This window comes from Achromobacter sp. SLBN-14, assembly GCF_006715415.1.
GTDB classification, from domain to species: Bacteria; Pseudomonadota; Gammaproteobacteria; order Burkholderiales; family Burkholderiaceae_B; genus Achromobacter; species Achromobacter mucicolens.
Genome location: NZ_VFNE01000001.1, coordinates 4,397,743 through 4,418,755 on the forward strand (window position 1 = coordinate 4,397,743; position 21,013 = coordinate 4,418,755).

General features: G+C 65.8%; 15 protein-coding genes. 6 read left to right on the plus strand and 9 right to left on the minus strand.

Going from position 1 to position 21,013, the window contains the following annotated elements:
• Positions 1–13: 13 nt before the first annotated feature.
• On the plus strand, positions 14–1,585 hold the full coding sequence (locus FBY20_RS28150; RefSeq protein ID WP_370458347.1) for an SDR family oxidoreductase: 1,572 nt from the start codon (positions 14–16) through the stop codon (positions 1,583–1,585).
• A 49-nt stretch (positions 1,586–1,634) separates the two neighbouring features.
• On the opposite strand, the gene FBY20_RS20050 is transcribed toward FBY20_RS28150, so the two are convergent.
• The 5 genes from FBY20_RS20050 to FBY20_RS27795 all read right to left on the minus strand — a co-directional run bounded on the left by FBY20_RS20050 (position 1,635) and on the right by FBY20_RS27795 (position 7,887).
• Entirely contained in the window at positions 1,635–2,450 is an 816-nt protein-coding gene (locus tag FBY20_RS20050) for a DUF2243 domain-containing protein (protein ID WP_142054179.1), read from the minus strand.
• Positions 2,451–2,550: 100 nt separating this feature from the next.
• A complete protein-coding gene (locus FBY20_RS20055; RefSeq protein ID WP_142054181.1) occupies positions 2,551–4,347 on the minus strand; it encodes an ABC transporter ATP-binding protein in 1,797 nt (598 codons plus the stop codon).
• A 2-nt stretch (positions 4,348–4,349) separates the two neighbouring features.
• A complete protein-coding gene (locus FBY20_RS20060) occupies positions 4,350–5,495 on the minus strand; it encodes a beta-glucosidase (protein ID WP_142054183.1) in 1,146 nt (381 codons plus the stop codon).
• 8 nt (positions 5,496–5,503) lie between these two features.
• Positions 5,504–6,613: a UDP-galactopyranose mutase gene (glf, locus tag FBY20_RS20065; protein ID WP_370458348.1), complete on the minus strand. Its 1,110-nt coding sequence runs from the start codon at positions 6,611–6,613 to the stop codon at positions 5,504–5,506.
• 2 nt (positions 6,614–6,615) lie between these two features.
• Positions 6,616–7,887, minus strand: coding sequence for a glycosyltransferase family 1 protein (locus FBY20_RS27795; RefSeq protein ID WP_222119275.1), 1,272 nt, complete (start codon positions 7,885–7,887; stop codon positions 6,616–6,618).
• 317 nt (positions 7,888–8,204) lie between these two features.
• Between FBY20_RS27795 and FBY20_RS20070 the strand changes: the two genes are divergently transcribed.
• Positions 8,205–9,374, plus strand: a complete 1,170-nt coding sequence (locus FBY20_RS20070) for a zinc-dependent alcohol dehydrogenase (RefSeq protein WP_142054187.1) — start codon at positions 8,205–8,207, stop codon at positions 9,372–9,374.
• A 13-nt stretch (positions 9,375–9,387) separates the two neighbouring features.
• On the opposite strand, the gene FBY20_RS20075 is transcribed toward FBY20_RS20070, so the two are convergent.
• From FBY20_RS20075 to galU, 3 genes are all read right to left on the minus strand, one after another.
• On the minus strand, positions 9,388–10,488 hold the full coding sequence (locus tag FBY20_RS20075) for an aromatic acid exporter family protein (RefSeq protein WP_255452411.1): 1,101 nt from the start codon (positions 10,486–10,488) through the stop codon (positions 9,388–9,390).
• 129 nt (positions 10,489–10,617) lie between these two features.
• A complete protein-coding gene (locus tag FBY20_RS20080; protein ID WP_056323330.1) occupies positions 10,618–10,833 on the minus strand; it encodes a hypothetical protein in 216 nt (71 codons plus the stop codon).
• A gap of 43 nt (positions 10,834–10,876) precedes the next feature.
• On the minus strand, positions 10,877–11,710 hold the full coding sequence (gene galU / locus FBY20_RS20085) for a UTP--glucose-1-phosphate uridylyltransferase GalU (protein ID WP_056323333.1): 834 nt from the start codon (positions 11,708–11,710) through the stop codon (positions 10,877–10,879).
• A 168-nt stretch (positions 11,711–11,878) separates the two neighbouring features.
• Between galU and FBY20_RS20090 the strand changes: the two genes are divergently transcribed.
• Positions 11,879–13,429, plus strand: a complete 1,551-nt coding sequence (locus FBY20_RS20090) for a PAS domain-containing sensor histidine kinase (protein ID WP_142054189.1) — start codon at positions 11,879–11,881, stop codon at positions 13,427–13,429.
• A gap of 26 nt (positions 13,430–13,455) precedes the next feature.
• Here the strand turns inward: FBY20_RS20090 and FBY20_RS20095 are convergent, their stop codons facing one another.
• Positions 13,456–13,965, minus strand: a complete 510-nt coding sequence (locus FBY20_RS20095) for a DUF421 domain-containing protein (RefSeq protein ID WP_142054191.1) — start codon at positions 13,963–13,965, stop codon at positions 13,456–13,458.
• Positions 13,966–14,106: 141 nt separating this feature from the next.
• Here FBY20_RS20095 and nadE point away from each other — a divergent pair, with 141 nt between their 5' ends.
• From nadE to FBY20_RS20110, 3 genes are all read left to right on the plus strand, one after another.
• Entirely contained in the window at positions 14,107–14,946 is an 840-nt protein-coding gene (nadE, locus tag FBY20_RS20100) for an ammonia-dependent NAD(+) synthetase (protein WP_056323343.1), read from the plus strand.
• Between the two features lie 71 nt (positions 14,947–15,017).
• A complete protein-coding gene (locus FBY20_RS20105) occupies positions 15,018–19,148 on the plus strand; it encodes a CheR family methyltransferase (RefSeq protein ID WP_142054193.1) in 4,131 nt (1,376 codons plus the stop codon).
• Between the two features lie 835 nt (positions 19,149–19,983).
• Entirely contained in the window at positions 19,984–21,006 is a 1,023-nt protein-coding gene (locus tag FBY20_RS20110; protein WP_230965040.1) for an efflux RND transporter periplasmic adaptor subunit, read from the plus strand.
• The last annotated feature ends 7 nt before the right edge of the window (positions 21,007–21,013 follow it).

Below are 21,013 nucleotides of genomic sequence, written 5' to 3' on the forward strand. Positions count from 1 at the left end.
ACAAGGAATGCTCATGAACCCATGGCTCACCGCTTTGCGCGAGGGCGCGGTCAGCGGCTCTGCCGCCAGCGTGCTTTCAACACTTGTCCTGGCTGTCGCGGGACGCAGGCAGGCCGCAAGTTGGACTGCGCCGACGAATTCGACAAGCCATTGGGTGTGGGGAAGCCCGGCGCTGCGGGCCGATGCGCCCAGCTGGCGGCATACCGCCACCGGCTATGCAATCCACCATACGGCGGCGGTGTTCTGGGGCGTGCTGCATGCGCGCGCCACGCAGGCGATGCCCGCCACGTATCGGCCGGGACCGGGCGTCGTGGCCGGATTGACCGCGGCGGCAATCGCCTGCCTGGTGGATTACCGGGCGACGCCGCAACGTCTGACGCCCGGTTTTGAGCACCGGCTTGGCACGTGGGCGCTGGCGCTGGTGTATGGGGCTTTCGGGCTGGGGATGGCGCTGGGATCGCTGGCTTGGCGCGCTCGGGAGCAACGGCAGCCGGCTGGGGCTGACGGCTCCGCATATACGGCGCGAACCAGGAATGGAGATTGCTGGCCCCGCCGCCAGCGCGATTCTCGCGTTGCCAACCGGGAGCACTCAATGAAACTCAAACTGAAACCGCTACGCGACCAGGTGATGGTCATCACGGGCGCGAGCAGCGGCATTGGCGCCGCAACGGCCAGGATGGCCGCCGAGCGCGGCGCCAAGGTCGTGCTGGTCGCTCGCCAGGGAGAGGCGCTGAAGGCCGTGCTGGACGACATTGTGCGCGGCGGCGGGTCCGCCATCAGCGTGGCCGCGGACGTGGGCGTGCAGGATGATCATGATCGCATTCTGGAGCGAGCGATCCAGAGCTATGGCCGCGTCGATACGTGGGTCAACAATGCGGGCGTGTCGATCTTCGGAAAGCTCGAATCGGTACCGCTGGAAGACCAGCGAAAACTGTTCGACACGGATTACTGGGGCGTGGTCTACGGATCGATGGTGGCGGTGCGGCACCTGAAGAAATCCGGGGGCGCCCTGATCAACGTGGGCAGTGAAGTGTCGGACCGCGCCGTGCCGTTGCAGGGCGCTTATTCCGCAGCCAAACATGCGGTCAAGGGCTTTACCGACGCGCTGCGCATGGAATTGCGCGAAGAAGGCGCTCCCGTTTCCGTCACGCTTATCAAGCCCGCGTCGATTGCCACCGGCTTTACGTCGCACGCGCGCAATTACATGGACGTGCAGCCGACGCTGCCGCCGCCGGTATATGCGCCCGAAGCGGTGGCCGACGCCATCTTGCACGCGGCCGAGCATCCGGCTCGCGACCTGTATGTCGGTAGCGCGTCGCGCGCCATCTCGACGTTGGGCCAAAACATGCCGTCCCTGGCCGATCGCATGGCCGGGTGGCTGTTTCGCCAGCAACGCGGCGGCACGCCAGCTGGGGGCGGATCGGATTCGCTCTACGAAGGCGGCGGGTCGCATCCCGCGGAGCAGCAGGCAGGCCGCCGCAGCGTATATACGAAGGTCGCCATGAACCAACCCAGCACGTCGCTTGTGGCGGCTGCGGTGGTGATCGGCGGGGCGGCGTGCTGGTTATTGCGCGCGCGCCGCTGACGGTAATGGGCGGGCAGTGCTGACCAGCCGGCTGCGTCAACCGGACGCGTCAGCTCGAGGCCCCGGCCGTCAGCCATGCCGAACATCCCGCCGGCGCGACCGACCCGCTGACGTACATCGCGCCTGCCGCAAATAGGCGCAGTTTTTGCGCGGTGGGGACGGCGGTCATGACCCAGACGGATCCTTGCGGATCCGACCAGACGATGCGTGCATCGGTTGCGGCCAGCGCCTGGAACATCGCGGCGGGGGACACGTCCGGGCGCAGCGCGACCACCGTGGTGTCCGCGTCGGCACGCAAGGGAAAGAGGTTCAGCATCCCGCCCGCCAGCACGGCCGCCGCGAGCAGGCCGACGAGCGTTGTGCCGTTGCGGCCGGTGGGCGGCGGGCGGCGATGATTGCGGGTCTTCCAGCCGGCCAGCAGCGGCGCCAGGCCAAATACGACAAACCAGGCGATGTCCCAGATGAGCGGCTGTTCCGCATCCATCTTGATGCGATGAATGCCGGTGATCCAGTGCGAGAGCAGCGCATCGATGATGTGCCAGGAGCCGAAACCGATCCAGAAGTGGCCCCAGCGCGGGCGGATCGGCGTGCCCGGCGACGCGGCTGACCGGGCGCGGAACAATTCGATGAGCCCGGCGGCGGCGATGACGTACATGATGGCGTGAAAGACGCCATCGGCGGCGACCTGGGCGCCCAGCGACCCCAGCGGCCCGGCCCGCACGTTCGAGAGCAGATGGTGCCATTGCAAAATCTGATGCAGCAGGATGCCGTCAAAGAAGCCGCCCATGGCGAAACCCAGCAAAAAGCTGGCTCGCCGCAGGCGGCGAGGGGCGGCAGGGTCATCGGGAGTGCGGACGAGTTCCATGGCAGTTTCCTTGAGTGGCGTCGCAAGCGCGCCGTCGGCGGCGCGGTCCGCATGTCCTGTTCCTGCATGCGCGCGCGGGAACGCACGCCCGGGCAGGCGTTCAGGCAGGGGCGGACACCGTGCGCAGGGCTTCCTGGCCGCCGCGCCCATCATGTCCCGACTGCAGGTCCCACAGCGCGCGTAGCGGGCCGCGTGCGGCCAGCAGTTCGTCCAGCGGGCCGTCTTCCACGATGCGGCCCGCGTCCACCACCACAATCCGGTCGTAACGCGTCAGGGACGACAGGCGGTGCGCCACCGCCACGACGGTGCGGCTGCGCATCAATTCGGCCAGCGCCTCCTTGATGAGCTGCTCGGAGTAGCTGTCCAGCGCGGACGTGGCCTCGTCCAGCAGCAGGATCGGCGCATCCTTCAGGAAAGCGCGCGCGATGCCGATGCGCTGCCGCTCGCCGCCTGACAGCAACGCGCCGCGCTCGCCGACGATCGTGTCGTAGCCTTGCGGCAGCCGCTTGATGAACGGCTCGCAATGGGACTGGCGCGCGGCGGCGATCACTTCGTCCTCGGTTGCCTCGGGGCGGCCATAGCGGATGTTCTCCATGATGGAGCGGCGAAACAGACTGACGTCCTGCGGCACGACGGAGATCGCGGCCTTAAGGCTTTCCAGCGTCACGGCGCGTATGTCCTGGCCGCCGATCAGGATCCGCCCCTGCTGCGGCTCGTCGGCGCGCTGCAGAAGCGACAGCAGGGTCGACTTGCCCGCGCCGGACGCGCCGACCAGCCCCACCTTCAGCCCGGGCCGGATGGACAGCGTGATGCCGCGCAACGCGTGGCAGCCGTCCGGATAGGTGTAGTGGACCCCTTCGAAGGTGATGGCGCCGGCCGGATCGCGCAGCGGATGCGCGCCGCGTACGTCGGGCACTGAGTGCGGCCGTCCTACCAGGCGCAGCATTTCGGCAATGACCCCGAATTGCTGAGCGGTGCCCACCAGCGCCAGCGCCAGATCGCGCGAGCCGTGCAGGATTCGGAAGGTCAGCGCGCTGACCACCACCACATCGCCGGGACTGGCGCGGCCCGCCTCCCACGCCCGCAGCACCCAAAACAACATGGCGCCAGCCACGAGCCAGAGGCAGGCGTCATGGATGACGCGCGCCTTCTCGACGTACATCCAGCTTCTGCGCTGGGCGCGCGCCTCCTCGCCCAAAGCCTTTTCCAGCCGGGCGCGCTCGCGCGCCTGCGCGGAAAAGGCCTGCACGGCCCAGATATTGGAAATGGCGTCCACGATTTCGCCGCCCACGTGCGCGGCCTGCTCGCCGTACTGCTGATGCAGGCTGCGCCCGCGCGCGCCGAACGACACGATGATGGCAGCCAGCACCAGCACGAAGCCCAGCAGCGCGGCCGCCATGCGCCAGTCCACGGTGCCCAGGACCACGACGGCGCCCAGGAAATCGACGCACGGCGGCACGATGCTCCAGACCATGGCGCCGTAGATGGCGCCGGCGGCGCTGGCGGTGGACGAGATGCGGTTAGCCAGCGCGCCCGAGTGATGCTGGCGGAAATAGCGGGTCGAATGGTGGCTCAGGTGTTCGAAGACTTCGACCCGCAGCGCCGCGCAGGCGGCGACGATGTTGCGGCAGCCTAGCCATCCGCCGCATCGCCACAGCGCGGCCTCGACCGCGATCAGCCCCAGGAACAGGCCAAGCGCCCACCATACCTGCACGGACGCGGAGGCGCCCAGCGCCAAGGCGTCCACAATGAGCTTCATGGCGTATTGCACCGTGACCGAGCACACCCCGGCCAGGACGACGATCATCGCCAGCAGGCCAAAGGCCCAGGGCCGCTGGCGGACGTATCGCCAGAGAAAGGCCGCAGGCTGCGACGGTAGGGCGGGCAGGTCGGGCATGTTCAATCTCCGTCGGCGCGGGGGGCGGGCGCCGCAAGCAGGCCGCTGGGGCCGAGTCCCGCGCGTGCCGCCTGCGCGCGAACCTCGATTTCGAGCGGGGCGTACACGCTGCGGCGGCCGTCGGCGGCAGGGGCGCTCAAAAGACCGGTTGGGCAGTGGCGGTCGTCCTCCCATCCGGGGTAGTCCGTCACGGGATACAGACAGATGCCCGACACGTCGACGCCGCGTGCCCGCGCCGACGCGACCTGGTCCGCGACATACCGCATCCAGGGTGTGCGCGCCAGGCCCTCGGCGCCCGTCTCGGCAATGAAGAGCGGTTTGCCGTAACGGTGCGCGCAGCCTTGCAGGAGCTGGGCGAGCGGCGTGTAACGCGGGTCGTCCCACGGCAGCGGCGGGCCGCGGTGCAGCCACTGGTTGTGGGGGTAGTAGTTCAGGCCGACCACGTCCACATAGCGCGCGTCGCCGCCCAGATCCGCATGCGCGCGTCCGCACAGCATGTCCAGCGCCTCGAACTGCGCCTCGCTGGCGGCGGCAGCCTCACGGGCGTCGCCGGGAAGCGCCGGCTGGACGGCGATCAGCGGTTCCGCGCAGACCAGCCGGGCGGCGGGGTCGGCTTCAAGGATTGCGTCGCTGGCCTGAATCGCGGCTCGCGCCAATTGCCGCTTCAATTCAAGGCCGCGGCCCAGCGTGCACGGCCCGAAGTGCGCCATGTCGCCGCCGGCCCAGCTCCAATAAGAGATTTCGTTGATCGGGCAATACCAGGTTGGCATTCCAGTTTCTCCGGCGATCAGGCGGGCCGTGGCGGCGGCATAGCGGGCGAACGCTTCGGGAAAGGCGGACGACCAGATGTCCAGCCACGACGGCCAGCCATAGTGGCAAAGGTCCCAGATCACCTCGACGCCGCTGTCGCGGGCCGCGCGCACCAGCGGCAGGACCGCGGACCAGTCGTACACGTTGCCGGCGGGACACACGAGATGCCAGCGCACCCCGTCGCGGGCCGTCCGCAGCCCCAGCGCGGCGATGGCGGCGTAGTCCTGCGCCGCCCACCTTGCGTGCCCCGTCGATTCGATGAGATCCAGCTGCCGCCCGTCTGGAAACCGGTGGCACGAACACTCGAACCCGGCCTGCAGGAAACTTCGGAAGCGCATGCCCGGACTCATTCGGCCATCATTGCGTTGCGCGGCTCCGATTGGCGGCTTGCCATTTGCTCATACGTAGCCAGGGCCTGCGCCACGACCTGGTCCATGTTGTAGTAGCGGTAGGTGGCCAGACGCCCAACGAAGTGCACGCCCTCACACGCGTCCGCCAGTTCCTGGTACCGGCGAAAGAGCGCGGCGTTCTCGGGCCGGGGAACGGGGTAGTACGGATCGCCCTGCGCGCTGGGGTATTCGTAGGTCACCGCCGTCTTGGGATGGCGCTGGCCCGTCAGGTGCTTGTACTCGGTGATGCGGGTGTAGGGAACGTCTTCGGCCGGGTAGTTGACCACGCCCACGGGCTGGTGCCACTCTTCGTCCAGCGTTTCGTGCCGGAACTTGAGCGACCGGTAAGGCAATGGGCCAAAGCAGTAGCCGAAGTACTCGTCGATCGGGCCGGTATAGACCAGCTCGTCGTACTGGAAGGCGGACCTGGCCTCCTCGAAATCCATGCCCAGCGCCAGCGAGATGTTCGAATGGTCCAGCATGCGCTCGAACATGCGCGTGTAGCCCATGAGCGGCATGCATTGGTGCCGGTCGGTGAAGTAGCGGTCGTCTCGCGACAGCCGTGTTGGCACGCGCGCCGCCACGGACCGATCCAGCTGCGAGGGATCCAGGCCCCATTGCTTGCGCGTGTAGCCGCGAAAGAATTTCTCGTACAGGACGCGTCCGATCTGCGAGACCACGTAGTCCTCGGCGCTGGAGACGACCGACGCCGGTTCGGCCACCGTCTGCAGGAACTGCTCGGCCTGGGCCGCGGTAAAGCTGCGGCCGTTCAAGCGCTCGAGCGTGGTGAGGTTGATCGGCATCGGCACCAGCATCCCGTCGGCGCGCGCCAGCACCCGGTGTTCATAGGGACGCCACTGCGTGAACTGTGACAGGTATTGCAGAACCTTGTCCGAGTTCGTGTGAAAGATATGAGGCCCGTAACGGTGCACGAGCAGTCCCGACTCGTTATGGAAGTCGTACGCGTTGCCGGCAATGTGCGGGCGCCGGTCCACCACCATGACACGTTTGCCGCTGCCACGAGCCAGGCGCTCGGCCAGCACGCTGCCGGCATACCCCGCTCCCACGATCAAAAGTCGTAACGCTGGGAAGGCATCTTGCGTGCCATGCGAACGGCGCTTGGCCCCGCGGGGCCTTGTCGCAGACCGCGCGGGGAGCTGGTCCAGGCGCGATTCATCGCGTCGCAGATGCCTTCCCAGCTGCGTTCCCACGACATGCCTTCCAGCGCGCGGTCGGCGTGCTGGGCGACCGTGTCGGGCTTGGCCGAGGACGCGAGCGCGCGCGAGATGGCCTGCGCAAAGTCCGCCGCGTTGGCGGCGATCTGCACGATGGGGCAGCCGCCATAGGCGCGCACCACGTCCGCGATCGGCGTGGACACGACGGGCCTGCCAGCCGCCAGGTATTCCGGCGTCTTGGTGGGACTGATGTAGCGCGTCGATTCGTTCATGGCGAACGGCATCAAGGCGACGTCCCATCCCGCCAGATAACCGGGAAGCTGGTCATACCCCCGCGCGCCGAGATAGTGGATGTTGGGCGCCTGCGGCAGCGTTGCCGGATCGATCTTGACGACCGGGCCAATCAGCACGAACTGCCAATCGGGCCGCAGCCCGGCAACTGTCGCGAGCAGACCGGTATCGAAGCGCTCGTCCAGCACGCCGTAAAAGCCCAGGCGCGGCGTCGGGATTGCGAGCAGATCGGACGGGATGCTGACCGAGGTCCGGGCCCGCGCGAAATGGTCCCGGTCCACGCTGCTGGGGACGGCATGCACGTTGGGATGCAGGCGGCGCTTGGCTTCGTACAGACTGTGGCCGCCTGTGAAGACGACGTCGGCACGCGCGAGCAACTGATGTTCCAGTCCAACCAGGTCTGGCGGCGCTCCACGAAACGCGGACAGCTCGTCCATGCAGTCGTACACGACGAGCCCGGCCTCGATGTCTTCGGTAAAGGGCAGACTCATCGGCGTGTAGTACCACAGGACCGGCGCGTTGAGCCCGTGTTCATGCAAGAGGTCGCTTAACAGGCGGCGCTGGTCTTGCACCGCCTGTTCCCTCGCGACATGCGGCGTGATCACGGTGACGCCGTCCACGTGGCTGGACTCGAGCCAGCCGTGTTGTGCCGCGTCTTCCCAGACGGGCTCTTCGATATAGAAGACGGCGTGGCCACGCGCAAAGCGCGTCATCAGATGCTGCGGCCGCTGGTGCACGAAGTTCCAGCGCAAATGGGAAAAGCACAATATCGCAGGGCGCTCGCGCGTCAGCCATCCATTCGCTGCGGGTGATTGCGGCGAAGCGGAAGCGTGAGCGTGAGGCGCGCCGCCAATCGAGGCATCGACGGTACGCATGGAAACTCCAGAAAGGAAGCGGGGTGGTGATGATGGGAGCGGCTGGCGCCGAAGGGGCAACCGAAGCGTGTGCAACGTCGTCGCAAGCTACGTGCCGAAGCCCTGGGCTGCCGGGGACGGCACGTGATGCCCGGCACCCCACGCGTGGCCGCGCGGCGCGTGGGGTGTCTTGGATATTTTTTGACCGACGTTGCAAGTTCTGCGTTCATCCGCGTGCCGCGGTCACGCTCCGATGGACTTCACGAGGCGACGCGGCGGCATGGCAGTTGCTGCGCCAGGCCTGATCGCGTGTTGCGGTCACGCCAAAGGAGATTCCAATGAAAGCACTTTGCTGGCACGGCAAACACGACATCCGCTACGACACGGTGCCCGATCCGATCCTGGAGCATCCGCGCGACGCGATCATCAAGGTGAGCGCGTGCGCGATATGCGGATCGGACCTGCATCTGTTCGACGGGTTCATGCCCGGCATGAAGTCCGGGGACGTCATGGGTCACGAGTTCATGGGTGAAGTCGTGGACGTCGGCGCGCAGGCGCAGAACCTGAAGGTGGGGGACCGGGTCGTGATTCCGTTCACCATCACCTGCGGCGAATGCGACCAGTGCAAGAAGGGCAACTTTTCAGTCTGCGAGCGCACGAACCGCAACGCGGACCAGGCGGCCAAGATGTTCGGGCATACGACGGCGGGGCTGTTCGGCTACACCCATCTGACCGGCGGCTATGCCGGCGGCCAGGCGGAATACGTGCGTGTGCCGTTTGCCGATTCGACCCATGTGCAGGTGCCCGGCGAGCTGTCGGATGAACAGGTTCTTTTCCTGGGCGACATCCTGCCCACCGGTTGGCAGGCGGCCAAGCAGTGCGACATCGAATCGACCGACACCGTCGCCGTGTGGGGCGGCGGACCCGTGGGCCAGATGGCGATCCAGAGCGCGATCCTGTTGGGCGCGCGACAGGTGATCTGCATCGAATCCGTGCCGGAGCGGCTGAAGATGGCGCGCGACTGCGGCGCGGTCACGATCAACTTCCAGGACGAGGATGTGGTGGAGCGGCTAAAGGAGCTGACCCACGGCAAGGGCCCCGAGAAATGCATCGACGCGGTCGGGATGGAGTCGCACGCCAGCAGTTCGATGGAGCACCTTTACGACCGGATGAAGCAGGCAGTGGGCGCCGAGACCGACCGGCCGCACGTGCTGCGCGAGATGATGTATGTGTGCCGGCCCGCCGGCATCCTGTCGGTCCCCGGCGTCTACGGGGGAATGATCGACAAGATTCCGTTTGGCGCGTCGATGAACAAGGGACTGACGTGGCGCATGGGCCAGACTCACGTGCGGCGCTGGACGGACGAGCTGCTCGACCTGATTGTGCAGGGCAGGATCGATCCGTCGTTTGTCATCACGCACCGCGCAAAGCTTGAGGCCGGACCCGATATGTACAAGACCTTCCGCGACAAGGAGGATCGGTGCATCAAGGTGGTGCTCACGCCATGACGCGTGGCGCGCTTCAGGCCCCGGCCTGGGATGGGGTCTGTTGCGCGGCAGGCTGCACGGTGTCGCACAGGGCATCCAATTCCCGCGTGACCTCGTGCCAGGACCAGCGGATCAGATCCACCGCCACCCGTTCGTCACACGTGAAGCCGCCGCCGCTGGCGGCTTCCTGCACCACGGCGTCCAGCTGAGCAAATTGTTGACTGGTGCAGCACAGGGGCGCGTCGGCGCCCCGTTCGCGAATGGCGCGCGCCAGGCCGTCGATCTGCGTTTGCGCCGCCTGCGCAACCGCATGCAGGGCAGGGCCCAGACGGCGTGAGACGTTCTCGGTGACTTGCACGCCGCCCACGCGCTCCATCAGCGGGACGGTAAGCCATAGCTCCTCGATCCGCTCCTGCAATCGCTGCGCCTGGGTGTCGCGGCCCACAAAGTCGATGGGCAGCGATCGGGACTGGCGTGCCATGTCGATCGCCCGCCAGTGCGCGCGTTCCAGGGCGGGCTTGTCGCGCGGCCGCGGGCGTTCTCGGCCTTCGTTCAGGGCGGCGGCCCATTCGACCAGCAATTCCCCGTACAGCTGCAACGAGGCGGCAAGGTTGTAGCGCATGCTGTGACGGGCCGACAGCGGCAGCACGGCAAAGGCGGCCAGGATGCCGGCGGCCGAGCCCACGACGATCGCAAGTGTCTTGTTGACGGCGCCTGCAACGAGGTCGGCGTCCGGGGTCACGGTCAGGATGGTCGCCGTGACGAGACTGTAGTTCAAGGAGGGCCAGCGTAACGTCAGGCAAGCGGCGGCGCCTACGCCGACCACGATGCTCCATGGCGCCGGCAGGCCGGTGACCGCGGCAAGTGGCACGAGGGCAATGCCCAGCGCCACCCCGATCATTGCGCCCAGGATGCGCGCGGCTGCTTCGCCGACCGTGCCCTCCACCGTGGCCCGCACCACAAATAGCGCGGAAAAGGCGCCCCATGCCAGATCCGGCATCTGCTGCCACCGCATCCAGCCATAGGCCAGCAAGACGGCGGTAATGGTTTGCAGGGGTAGGCGGACATTGTCCTGTCCGATCGCGTCGCGATAGGCGGCGGCGCGTTTAAGAAATTGGGCGTAAAGAGGAAACATCTGAGCTTGGCCGCCCGCGCGCCAATCAGGCGTCTGCGTCGGCGGGAAAGGGAAGGTACATGGCGATGCGATGGACCAGGAAACCGCGAAGCGTGTGCGCGGTCTCCTGGGCCTTCCGGTCAGGTATGGTCAGGACTCGGATTTCTTGGGGCGTCCGTACGGATCCTTGCCCGCGGGCGCCTGGGACCCGCCGGCGGGATACCCCGAATTGGTGTCGGGGTTCTGATTGACGTCCCCCGTGGGCGGGCCGTCCTCGGTCGGTTGACCCGTGTAGCCGGTCTCTGCGCGATCCACGTGAGGCGACGGCGGCGGATTGGGCGGTGGGGCGGCTTTCGAATCGGTCATGGGGTAGGTTCCTTTGTAAAGATGGGAGCGCGTGCCCGCGCGGTCAACCCAGGTTGTGATACTTGCGTCCAATTTCCATCGTGGCACGATAGAAGCCTTCCTTGCTGCCGCAGTCGTAGCGCACGCCCTCGTATTCGAAGCCGAAGACGTTTCGGGCCTTGAGCAGGGCGGCGATGCCGTCGGTCAGCTGGATTTCTCCACCCACGCCCGCCTGGGTGCTCTCCAGCAGCGCGAAAATTTCGGGCTCCAGGATGTAGCGCCCGACGACCGCCAGGTCGGTCGGCGCATCCTCGGGCTTGGGCTTTTCCACGATGCCCGTCAGGCTCATCACGCCGTGCGCCTTGCGGCTGCCGGAGACGATCCCGTACTGGTGGGTGTTGGCTTTGGGCACCTGCTGGATCGCGAGGACGCTGCCGTCGAACTCCCGGGCTACCTTCGCCATTTCGCCGATGACGGGGGCATCCGCGTCTATCATGTCGTCCGCCAGCAGCACGGCAAACGGTTCGTTGCCTACAATGGGCGCCGCGCAGAGCACCGCATGGCCCAGCCCCAGGGCAGCCGGCTGGCGGGTGTACACGCATTTGACGTTGTCCGGAATGACGTTGCGGACGGTTTCCAGCAGGGCGTTCTTGTTTTTCGCTTCCAGGTCGTATTCCAGTTCCGGCACGCGGTCGAAATGATCTTCGATGGCGCGCTTGTTTCGGCCGGTGACGAAAATCAGTTCCGTGATGCCTGCGGCGACCGCTTCCTCGACGGCATACTGAATCAGCGGCCGGTCGACGATGGGAAGCATCTCCTTGGGCATGGCCTTGGTGGCGGGAAGAAACCGCGTGCCGAGGCCCGCGACGGGAAATACAGCTTTACGAATGGGTTGCATTGCTAAGGCCCTCTATGCCCGGACGGCGCCAGGGATGGGCCGCCCACTGATCGCTGTTACAGCAAATTTTGTGCCTGCCGGGCGGCGGCTGTAACAGAGTTTTCGGGATGGCACGCCGTTTGCTGACGGGGGCTTGAGCATGAATAGACACGCAGGTGGGGACATTGCATGACTTCTTTACCGGATTTTCCGTCCGAGGATCGCTATCGTCTGCTGGTAGGGGCAGTACGGGATTACGCCATCTACCTTTTGGACGCCAATGGCCGCGTCAGCAGCTGGAATCCGGGCGCTGAACGTTTCAAGGGCTATGGCGCGGACGAGATCATCGGGCAGCACTTCTCCGTTTTTTACACGCCGGAGGACCGGAATGCCGGCGTGCCGGGGCGCGCGCTGGAGACGGCACGGCGCGAGGGGCGCTTCGAGGCCGAGGGCTGGCGTGTGCGCAAGGACGGCAGCAGGTTCTGGTGCAGCGTGGTGATCGACCCGGTCGTTGACGATCGCGGCGAACTGGTCGGCTTCGCGAAGATCACGCGCGACATCACCGAGCAGAAAGAGCGGAACGAGCAACTGCAGGAAGCCCGCGATTCGATGCACCATGCCCAGCGCAACGAGGCCATTGGCCGGCTGACGGGTGGCGTGGCGCATGACTTCAACAATTTCCTGACGGCGATCCGGTTCTCCGCGGAATTCATCAAGCGCTATCCCGACCTGCCTGCTTCGCTGATGCGTTATGTGGGCATCATCATCGACACGACGGAAAAAGCGGCCCAGCTTACCCGGCAGTTGCTTGCCTACGCCAAGCGGCAGCCGCTGCAGCCGCACGCGTTCGACGTGCGCGACAGCCTGGCTTCGATGCGGCCGCTCTTCGAAACCACGGTGGGGTCGTCCGTGGCGGTCAGCTACGAGTTCGGGCCGGGCGACTGTACGATCTTCGCCGATCCCACCCAGCTTGAGTCGGCGCTGCTCAACCTGGTCATCAACGCGCGCGACGCGATGCCCTCGGGCGGCCAATTGAGGATATCGGCCCAGATCGTGCCCGACACTGCGACGCTTGGCGGCTTGGCGAGGCTCAATGGGCCGCAGGTGGCGCTGTCGGTGCAGGATTCCGGCAGCGGGATTGAGCCGGAGGTGCTGGCGCATGTCTTCGAACCCTTCTTCACGACCAAGGGCCAGCATGAGAACTCCGGCTTGGGGTTGAGCCAGGTGCAAGGCTTTGTCCGGCAATCGGGCGGCGACGTTACGGTGGACAGCACGGTGGGCACGGGCACGACGTTCACGCTGTACCTGCCAGCCGCGAAGGCGTCGGGCGCCACGGCCGAATCGCCCGTCTCCGTTGAGCTGGCCAACGTGCCGGTGCGCCGCGAGGTGCTGCTGGTGGAAGACAACCGCATGGTCGGCGAGGTCGTTTCTGCGTGGTTGGGGGAGCTGGGACAACGGCTCACCTGGACCGTTGACGCCGAAAAGGCCCTGAAGGAACTGGAACAGCGCGACGGCGGGTTCGACCTGGCCATTCTTGATCTGGTGCTGCCCGGCATGAACGGCATGGATCTGGCCTATCGGATCCGGGAGCGCTGGCCCGGCATCCGGATCGTGCTGGCCAGCGGTTACAGCGAGGCGATGGCAGGGCCCCGGGCGCTGGGCTTTCCGGTCATGCAGAAGCCTTATTCCGTTGAAGCCCTGATGCAGGTGCTGACCGAGGACGCGCATACGATGCCCTGAGCGCCGGGTGCTTCACGGGACCGGCGCTATACCCGGCGAAACCGGTTGTGCGTCCGACGTTTGATGACGCTGATGTCGCCATCCGGTTCGATATACGCCCGGCGCACCTCAGATAGTTCAAGCACCCCTTTGAGCCGAAGCTGGCTCATGAGCTCATCTTCGGTTAGGTATTCACGCCGGAGCGCCCGTTTGGCGATCACGCCGTCCCGCACCAGACACACGCGATCCGACTCCAGCAGGCGGCCCAGCGGCTTGCAAAAATAACTGACGCGGTCAACCAACACTGTCCAGCCGAGAATCGTGGAAATCAGCACCATCCCATCCAGGATGGATTTGTATTCACCGGCCATCGCATTTTGCGCGGCATCGGCAATCAGCACCAGCACCAGCATGTCGGCCACACCCAGCGAACCGACATCGCGTCGCCCGGCAAGCCGGAGCAGCAGGAAGATGAACCAATAAACGATTGTCCCGCGGATGAAGATTTCCAGCGGGGCCACGGAAAACGAAAACATCGTCGACCAATTCGGGTCCATTGCGGCGCCTCCTTCAAGCAAAACGCAATCCCCGGGCAAGGCGAGCAAGTTGTGTGCCTGCGCGGCCGCAGCCCAGGGGCGGGCAAACCGCTGGGCACACGGTTTGCTGCGAGGATCCGCCAGAAGCTGAAAGGAGTGAATATGCAATCCGAGAACTCGTCCTTGCGGGCGCAAGACGTCATTGCGCGCGAACTGGGCGTCACCAAGGACTTTGACGCGGCGGCAGAACTGGAAGCGCGGATCGCATTCCTGGCCGACTACCTGACTCGCGCCGGGCGCGCGGGCTATGTGCTGGGCATCAGCGGCGGGGTGGACTCCACGGTGGCCGCTCGAATGGCGCAGCTTGCCGTCGAACGTGTGCGATCCCAAGGCAGGCCGGCCACGTTTATCGCGGTACGCCTTCCCTATGGCGAACAGCGCGACGAGGAAGATGCGGCGCAGGCGCTGGACTTCATCGCGCCGGACCGCCGCATGCGCATCGACATCAAGCCGGCGGTGGACGCGCAGCGCGAGGCGCTTCGCGCAGCGGGCGTGGCCTACGCGGACGAGGCGGCCGAGGACTTCGGCGCGGGCAACATCAAGGCGCGGCAGCGCATGATCGCCCAGTACGCAATAGCCGGCGCGCTGGATTGCCTGGTCATCGGCACGGACCAGGCGGCCGAGGCGTTGATGGGTTTCTTCACAAAGCATGGTGACGGCGCGGCGGATGTGCTGCCGCTTCGTGGACTGACCAAGCGGCGGGTACGGGCGTTGGGAACGCAGTTGGGGGCGCCGGAGCGTCTGGTGATGAAGGTGCCCACGGCCGACCTGGAATCGTTGCGGCCGTTGCGCCCGGATGAGGACGCGTACGGTGTCACGTATGCCCAGATCGATGGATATCTGGAAGGCGAGGCGATTGCGCCGGACGCCGTGGCGGTGATCGAGCGGCAGTTCAACGCCACCGCGCACAAGCGTGCGCTGCCGCCGGGGCCTGCATCGTGACGTGAAGCCGCCGCGCTTTTCGCGACCTGTATCATTGCCGATACCCTTCAGCCCGTCACCCCAGGCAAAAAATGTCCGATTCGCCGTCCGTTCCGAACAACAAGCCCGGCGTCGTCCGTAGTGACCTCAGCTTTCCTGTGGTCGGCCTGGGCGCCTCAGCCGGGGGGATCGACGCGCTTAAAACATTTTTTTCGCATATGCCGGCCAAGCCCGGCATGGCCTTCGTCGTGGTGGTGCACCTGTCCGCGGATCACGAAAGCGTCCTTGACAGGATTTTGCAGTCCAGCACCGTCATCCCGGTCGCGCAGGTCACCAAGCCGGTCCCGATCCAGCGTGATCACATCTATGTGATACCCCCGGGCGCGACGCTGGCGATGAACGACGGGTATCTGCGCGTGACCGCCGCCACGCCCAGACCGGAAGGCCGCCACATCGCCATCGACACGTTTTTCCGGACGTTGGCCGACGTGCACACAACGCGCGCCGTCGGCATCGTCCTGTCCGGCGGCGGATCGGACGGGTCGGTGGGCCTTGCCCGTATCAAGGAACAGGGCGGCGTGACGTTCGCGCAGTCGCCCCAGGACGCCGAACACGACACCATGCCGCGAAGCGCGATCGCAACGGGCGCGGTGGACATCGTGCTGCCGGTGTCGATCATGCCGGATCGCCTCAGGAAAATCGCGGAGAACATGGGCAGCATCCACCTGCCGCCGCTGACCGAGGAGGAAGCCGCGGGCGCGGCCGACGCCGAGCAGGCGGTGGATGAGTCCAAGCACGATCGCAACACGTTGCGCGAGATCCTTGCCTTGCTGCGCGCCCGCACGGCGCACGACTTTCGTCACTACAAGAAAGCGACGGTGCTGCGCCGGATCGAGCGCCGCATGCAGATCACGGGCACCGCGACCCTGGCGGACTATGGAAAGCTGCTTCAGGAACGCAGCGACGAAACCCCCAAGCTGCTGTCCGACATGCTGATCGGCGTGACGCAGTTCTTCCGTGACCGGGACGCCTTCGCCAATCTGGATGAATTTGTGCTGCCCAAGCTGTTCAAGGCACTCAGCCATGCGCCGGATTCCGCGTTGCGCGCATGGGTGGCGGGTTGTTCGACGGGCGAAGAGGCGTATTCGCTCGCCATGTTGATGAGCGCGCGGGCTGCGGCGATGCCTCAGCCGCCCAGGATCCAGATCTTTGCCACCGACATCGACGAATCGGCGCTGACGGTGGGCCGGGCGGCGGCCTATCCCATGGCGATCAAGGCCGATGTGCCCGAGGCAATGCTGCAAAGCTTCTTCAGCCGCAAGGACGACGAATACCGCATCAAGAAAGACGTGCGCGAGCGTGTTCTGTTTGCCGTGCACAACATCCTGCGCGACCCGCCTTTTTCGCGGCTGGATCTGGTCAGCTGCCGCAATCTGCTGATCTACCTGGATCGCGAGGTGCAACGCGATGTGCTGCGCATGTTCCATTTTGCGCTTAAGCCGGGCGGCTTCCTTTTTCTGGGCAGCTCCGAATCGGCCGATGCGTGCCCGCAGCTGTTCCAAGTGGTAGACAAGCGCTATCGCATCTACGCCGCGCGCGAAACCCCGGCGCAGCTGAGCGGCATGCCCGAACTGACGGACGGCGGTTTCAGTCACGTGCGGCCCATCCACGCCTCCACCGCGCCGGTGCGTGAGACCAAGGTGTCGTACGCCGCGGTGCACCAGCGCGCGCTTGAAATGTACGCGCCACCCAGCGTCATCGTCGATGCCAACAGCGACATCGTGCATATCTCGGACCGCGCAGGCCGTTTCCTGCGCCATCCGGGCGGCGAGCCTTCCCGGAATCTCCCGGCGTCGGTGCATCCCGAACTTCGCACCGAACTGCGCACGGCAATGTTCCAGGCGCTGCACTCGCGCAAGAGCGTTGAGGCGCGGCGGGTCAAGATGACCTTTGGCGACCGCCAGGCCTACATCAACATGGTGGTGCGGCCGTTCCGGCACGAGGAGTCCGCCAGCGACTACATGCTGGTGCTGTTCGACGAGGTCGAAGACGTCATGAGCGCCGATGGCAGCCAGGGCCCGACGAGCGGCTCTGCCGCCGTGCTGACGCAGCTGGAGGCAGAGCTGCAGCGCACCAAGGATCAGTTGCAGGCCACTATCGAGCAGGCCGAGACCTCGACGGAGGAACTGAAGGCCTCCAACGAGGAACTGCAGGCCATCAACGAAGAGCTGCGTTCGACCACCGAAGAGCTGGAAACCGGCAAGGAAGAACTGCAGTCCGTCAACGAAGAGCTTATTACCGTCAATGCGGAACTCAAGACCAAGGTCGACGAAACCGCCAAGATCAATGACGACCTGCAGAACCTGATCGCGTCCACGGACATCGCCACGGTGTTCGTGGATCGCATGATGCGCATTCAGTGGTTCACGCCGCGCGCCTCCGATATCTTCAATGTGATTCCCAGCGACGCTGGCCGTTCGGTGCTGGACATCACGCATCGGCTGGAATATCCGGACCTGGCCAAGGATGCCGCGGGCGTGTTCGAATCGCTGCGGCCGCTTGAGCGCGAGGTGCGCAGCGCCACCGACCGTTGGTATCTGGCGCGGCTGCTGCCCTACCGCAGTGCCGAACACCGCATCGAAGGCGCGGTCCTGACGTTCATCGACATCACCGACCGGCGCAAGGCGGAAGACCGGGTTCGTCTGGGCGAAGCCCACCTGAAGCTGATGACGGAAAGCGCCCGCGACTTCGGCATCATGACACTGGATAACCAGGGCATCATCACCAACTGGAACATCGGCGCCGAGCTGATGTTCGGATACACCAGCGCCGAAGCCGAAGGCAAGTCGATATCCATCATCTTCACCGACGAGGACATTGCCGCCGGCCGGCCGGAATACGAACTCGATCGCGCCCGGCAGATCGGTTACGCGCCGGACGAGCGATGGCACAAGCGCAAGGATGGCAGCCTGGTTTACTGCACTGGCGGCGTGAACCGCATGGACGACCCGGTCTACCAAGGGTTCGCGAAGATCGTGCGCGACGTGACAGAACTGAAGCTGCGCGACGCCGAGCAGGAATCGCGGCTGGATCGCGCGCGTGCCGACAGCATGCTCAAGGACGAATTCTTCGCGGTCGTGTCGCACGAACTCAAGCACCCGCTCAATCTGATTCAGCTAAATGCCGAGCTGCTGGCCCGCACGCCAGCCGTGCGCAACCTGGCGCCGGCAGCGCGCGCCATTGATCTGATCCAGCGGTCGGTCAGGGGCCAGGCCCGCATCATCGACGACCTGCTGGACCTGTCGCGCGTGCGCACCGGCAAGCTGGCGCTGAACAAATCGATCATCGACGTCGCGGCCATCGCGAAAAATATCCTAGATGTCCTCAGGCCCGCCGCCGCCGCGGCCGGCGTCGATCTGCGCGCGGACTTCGATCCCGCCTTGGCGATCTACCTGGATGCCGACCCCGTACGCATCGAGCAGGTGATCTGGAATCTGCTGAACAACGGGATCAAGTTCACACCGGAAGGCGGGCGGGTCGCGCTCAAGCTCGCTGTTGAAGACAACCGTTTGAGGCTGGACGTGGCCGATACGGGCCAAGGCATCGACCCGAAGTTTGTCGGCCGGGTCTTCGACATGTTCAGCCAGGGTGACATGCGTCAGAAGGCCGGCACCAGCCCCGGGCTGGGTATCGGACTGGCGGTCGTCAGCGAACTCGTCGGCGCCCATGGAGGCACGATCGAGGTGCACTCGGACGGTCGGGGCGCCGGCGCGCGGTTCACGGTTTGGCTGGACTTGGCCGGGGCGCGCGAAGAACAGGACGCGCCCCAAACCGATGGCGACATGCCGCTCGACGGGTTGAATGTGCTGCTGGTCGACGATTCCGAGGACGTCCTGCAGGTCATGCGCGAACTGCTGGATCTGGAAGGGGCCATCGTGACGGCCGTCTCCAGCGGCCGCGAGGCCTTGGAACGGCTGGATCAGTCCCCGTTCGATCTGCTGCTGTCGGACATCGGCATGCCCGACATGGACGGCTATGCGCTGATGCGGGCCATCCGCGAGCGGGATGACGGCGTCGATCTGCCGTCCATCGCGCTTACCGGGTTTGGCGCCAAGGAAGACATGCGAGAGGCCGTCAGCGCCGGCTTCTCGGCGCACATCAGCAAGCCCGTGTCGTTGGACGATCTGCTAGAAGTCGTGCGCAAGATTCGTCCCCGCAGTTGAATGTCGCCGGCGGCCGCGCGCAGCGGCCGCCGCACCCCCCACCGCCGCGAAGTTTCAATTAGTGCCAATTTTCCGCTTCTGGAAATAATTAACCTGCATTGCCGTAAAGCGTGATGGCGCCTCTTTTGGGTTGCGCGCAAAGCATGCTGCGAAAATTCGCATATTTGCGACCACCAATCCGGACACGCATGCGCCAAGGTTTCGATGCAAGGCGTGAAAAATGCTGCCATGCGGGCGATTGACACCATCGAGAAAAGCTTGCGCTCAGCGTCGCCGCTACTTAAGCTGTCCCGAAACGCCGCGCCCCAGCACGTGACGTGCCAGCGTCGGCAAGCGGATCGCAGCGCCTTTCCGCCGAATGACCACGCAACACTTTGTCAGCCAGTTTCCCTTGTCCCGGACATAAAGGATCCTTGTGCGAAAGTCGATGGTCTTGTTGGTATCACGATGCGGCCGGCGCACGCCCGGCACGCATCGGCCTTGCCCAGTTGGGCAGGTTCTTCCTGGATCGGTTGTTTCCCGATCGGGCCCTCCTCCCTTTTCCGGCGCGTTATTCCCTTTGCGCCGCGTCGCGCCCGTAATCCACAATAAATACGCTGAACCGGCGCACCCGCCGCGCCATTGAGCTGTCCGAGCTGGGCCCTTTCCACCGGTGGGGGGAGAGGGAAGTGGGACCTTGAGTCCGACCGCCTGGGAGTAGGGGATGATGCAAGCGAGCAGCAATGTCCGTCGTGTCGTGTTGTATGCGTTGAGTGCTTGGACGATGGTGTTGGCGGGGTGTGGGGACCGGAACGATGCGGCTGCCGTCCCCCTGGCGCCCGTAAAGGTTTTCGTGATGACCGTGGGGAGCCAGCCGGTCGATCTGAACGTGGATCTGCCGGGCCGGATCGAACCCATCCGCACGGCCGAAGTGCGGGCGCGCGTGGATGGCATCGTTGAGAAGCTGCTGTACACCGAGGGCAGCGACGTAGAGGCCGGCGACCCGCTGTTCCAGATCGACCCGAGCGACTACAAGGCGCAGCTGGCGCAGGCCAATGCCATGCTGCAGCGCGCACAGGCCGTGCAGAAGAACGCGCGCTCGGTCACCGAGCGGTTCCGCCCGCTGGTGCAGCGCCAGGCGGTCAGCGCACAGGAGTACGAGGCGGCGCTCGCCGCCCTGGGCCAGGCGCAGGCCAATGTCGCCGATGCGCAGGCCGCGGTCACGCTGGCGCAGTTGCGCCTGGACCGTTGCACGGTCAGGGCGCCCATCGCCGGGCGGGTGGGACGCGCGCTGGTCACGGAAGGGGCGCTGGTCAGCGCATCCGGCGCAACGCTGCTGGCGCAGGTCAACCAGCTTTCGCCGATCAGCGCCACGTTCACCAAATCCAACACCGCCATCATGGACCTGACCGACTACGCGCGCTCGGGCGCGCTGGCCACGGCGGGCAACACATTTCCGGTGCGTCTTATGCTGGCCAATGGCCGCGAGTTCGGCGAAACGGGCGTCGTCGACTTTGCGGACCTGAGCGTGGACCGGACGACCGGCGCTCAGACCATACGTGCCCGCTTTGACAACGCCAAGCGGGAACTGCTGCCGGGGCAGTTCGTGACCGGGCAGATCCTGGTGGGCGTGCGCAAGGAGGGCATCCTGATCCCGGCGCGGGCCGCGCGGTTGAACGGCGACACGGCCACCGTGTTCGTCATCGGGCCGGGCGATACGGCGGTGCCTAAACAAATCCAGGTCGGCGAGCAGGTCGCCGGCAACTGGCTGGTGCGTAGCGGCCTTGAACCCGGAGAGCGGGTGGTGGTGGACGGCTGGCACAGAATCAGGCCCGGTCAGCAGGTCGATCCAGTCGAACAGCAAGCCGCGAAACCCTGACGGAGCC

What these genes read in the sequence shown, in the direction of transcription:
- FBY20_RS28150 (WP_370458347.1), top strand. Translation starts at nt 14, where the DNA reads ATGAACCCATGGCTCACCGCTTTGCGCGAGGGCGCGGTCAGCGGCTCT.
- FBY20_RS20050 (WP_142054179.1), bottom strand. Translation starts at nt 2,450, where the DNA reads ATGGAACTCGTCCGCACTCCCGATGACCCTGCCGCCCCTCGCCGCCTG.
- FBY20_RS20055 (WP_142054181.1), bottom strand. Translation starts at nt 4,347, where the DNA reads ATGCCCGACCTGCCCGCCCTACCGTCGCAGCCTGCGGCCTTTCTCTGG.
- FBY20_RS20060 (WP_142054183.1), bottom strand. Translation starts at nt 5,495, where the DNA reads ATGCGCTTCCGAAGTTTCCTGCAGGCCGGGTTCGAGTGTTCGTGCCAC.
- FBY20_RS27795 (WP_222119275.1), bottom strand. Translation starts at nt 7,887, where the DNA reads ATGCGTACCGTCGATGCCTCGATTGGCGGCGCGCCTCACGCTCACGCT.
- FBY20_RS20070 (WP_142054187.1), top strand. Translation starts at nt 8,205, where the DNA reads ATGAAAGCACTTTGCTGGCACGGCAAACACGACATCCGCTACGACACG.
- FBY20_RS20075 (WP_255452411.1), bottom strand. Translation starts at nt 10,488, where the DNA reads ATGTTTCCTCTTTACGCCCAATTTCTTAAACGCGCCGCCGCCTATCGC.
- FBY20_RS20080 (WP_056323330.1), bottom strand. Translation starts at nt 10,833, where the DNA reads ATGACCGATTCGAAAGCCGCCCCACCGCCCAATCCGCCGCCGTCGCCT.
- galU (WP_056323333.1), bottom strand. Translation starts at nt 11,710, where the DNA reads ATGCAACCCATTCGTAAAGCTGTATTTCCCGTCGCGGGCCTCGGCACG.
- FBY20_RS20090 (WP_142054189.1), top strand. Translation starts at nt 11,879, where the DNA reads ATGACTTCTTTACCGGATTTTCCGTCCGAGGATCGCTATCGTCTGCTG.
- FBY20_RS20095 (WP_142054191.1), bottom strand. Translation starts at nt 13,965, where the DNA reads ATGGACCCGAATTGGTCGACGATGTTTTCGTTTTCCGTGGCCCCGCTG.
- nadE (WP_056323343.1), top strand. Translation starts at nt 14,107, where the DNA reads ATGCAATCCGAGAACTCGTCCTTGCGGGCGCAAGACGTCATTGCGCGC.
- FBY20_RS20105 (WP_142054193.1), top strand. Translation starts at nt 15,018, where the DNA reads ATGTCCGATTCGCCGTCCGTTCCGAACAACAAGCCCGGCGTCGTCCGT.
- FBY20_RS20110 (WP_230965040.1), top strand. Translation starts at nt 19,984, where the DNA reads ATGACCGTGGGGAGCCAGCCGGTCGATCTGAACGTGGATCTGCCGGGC.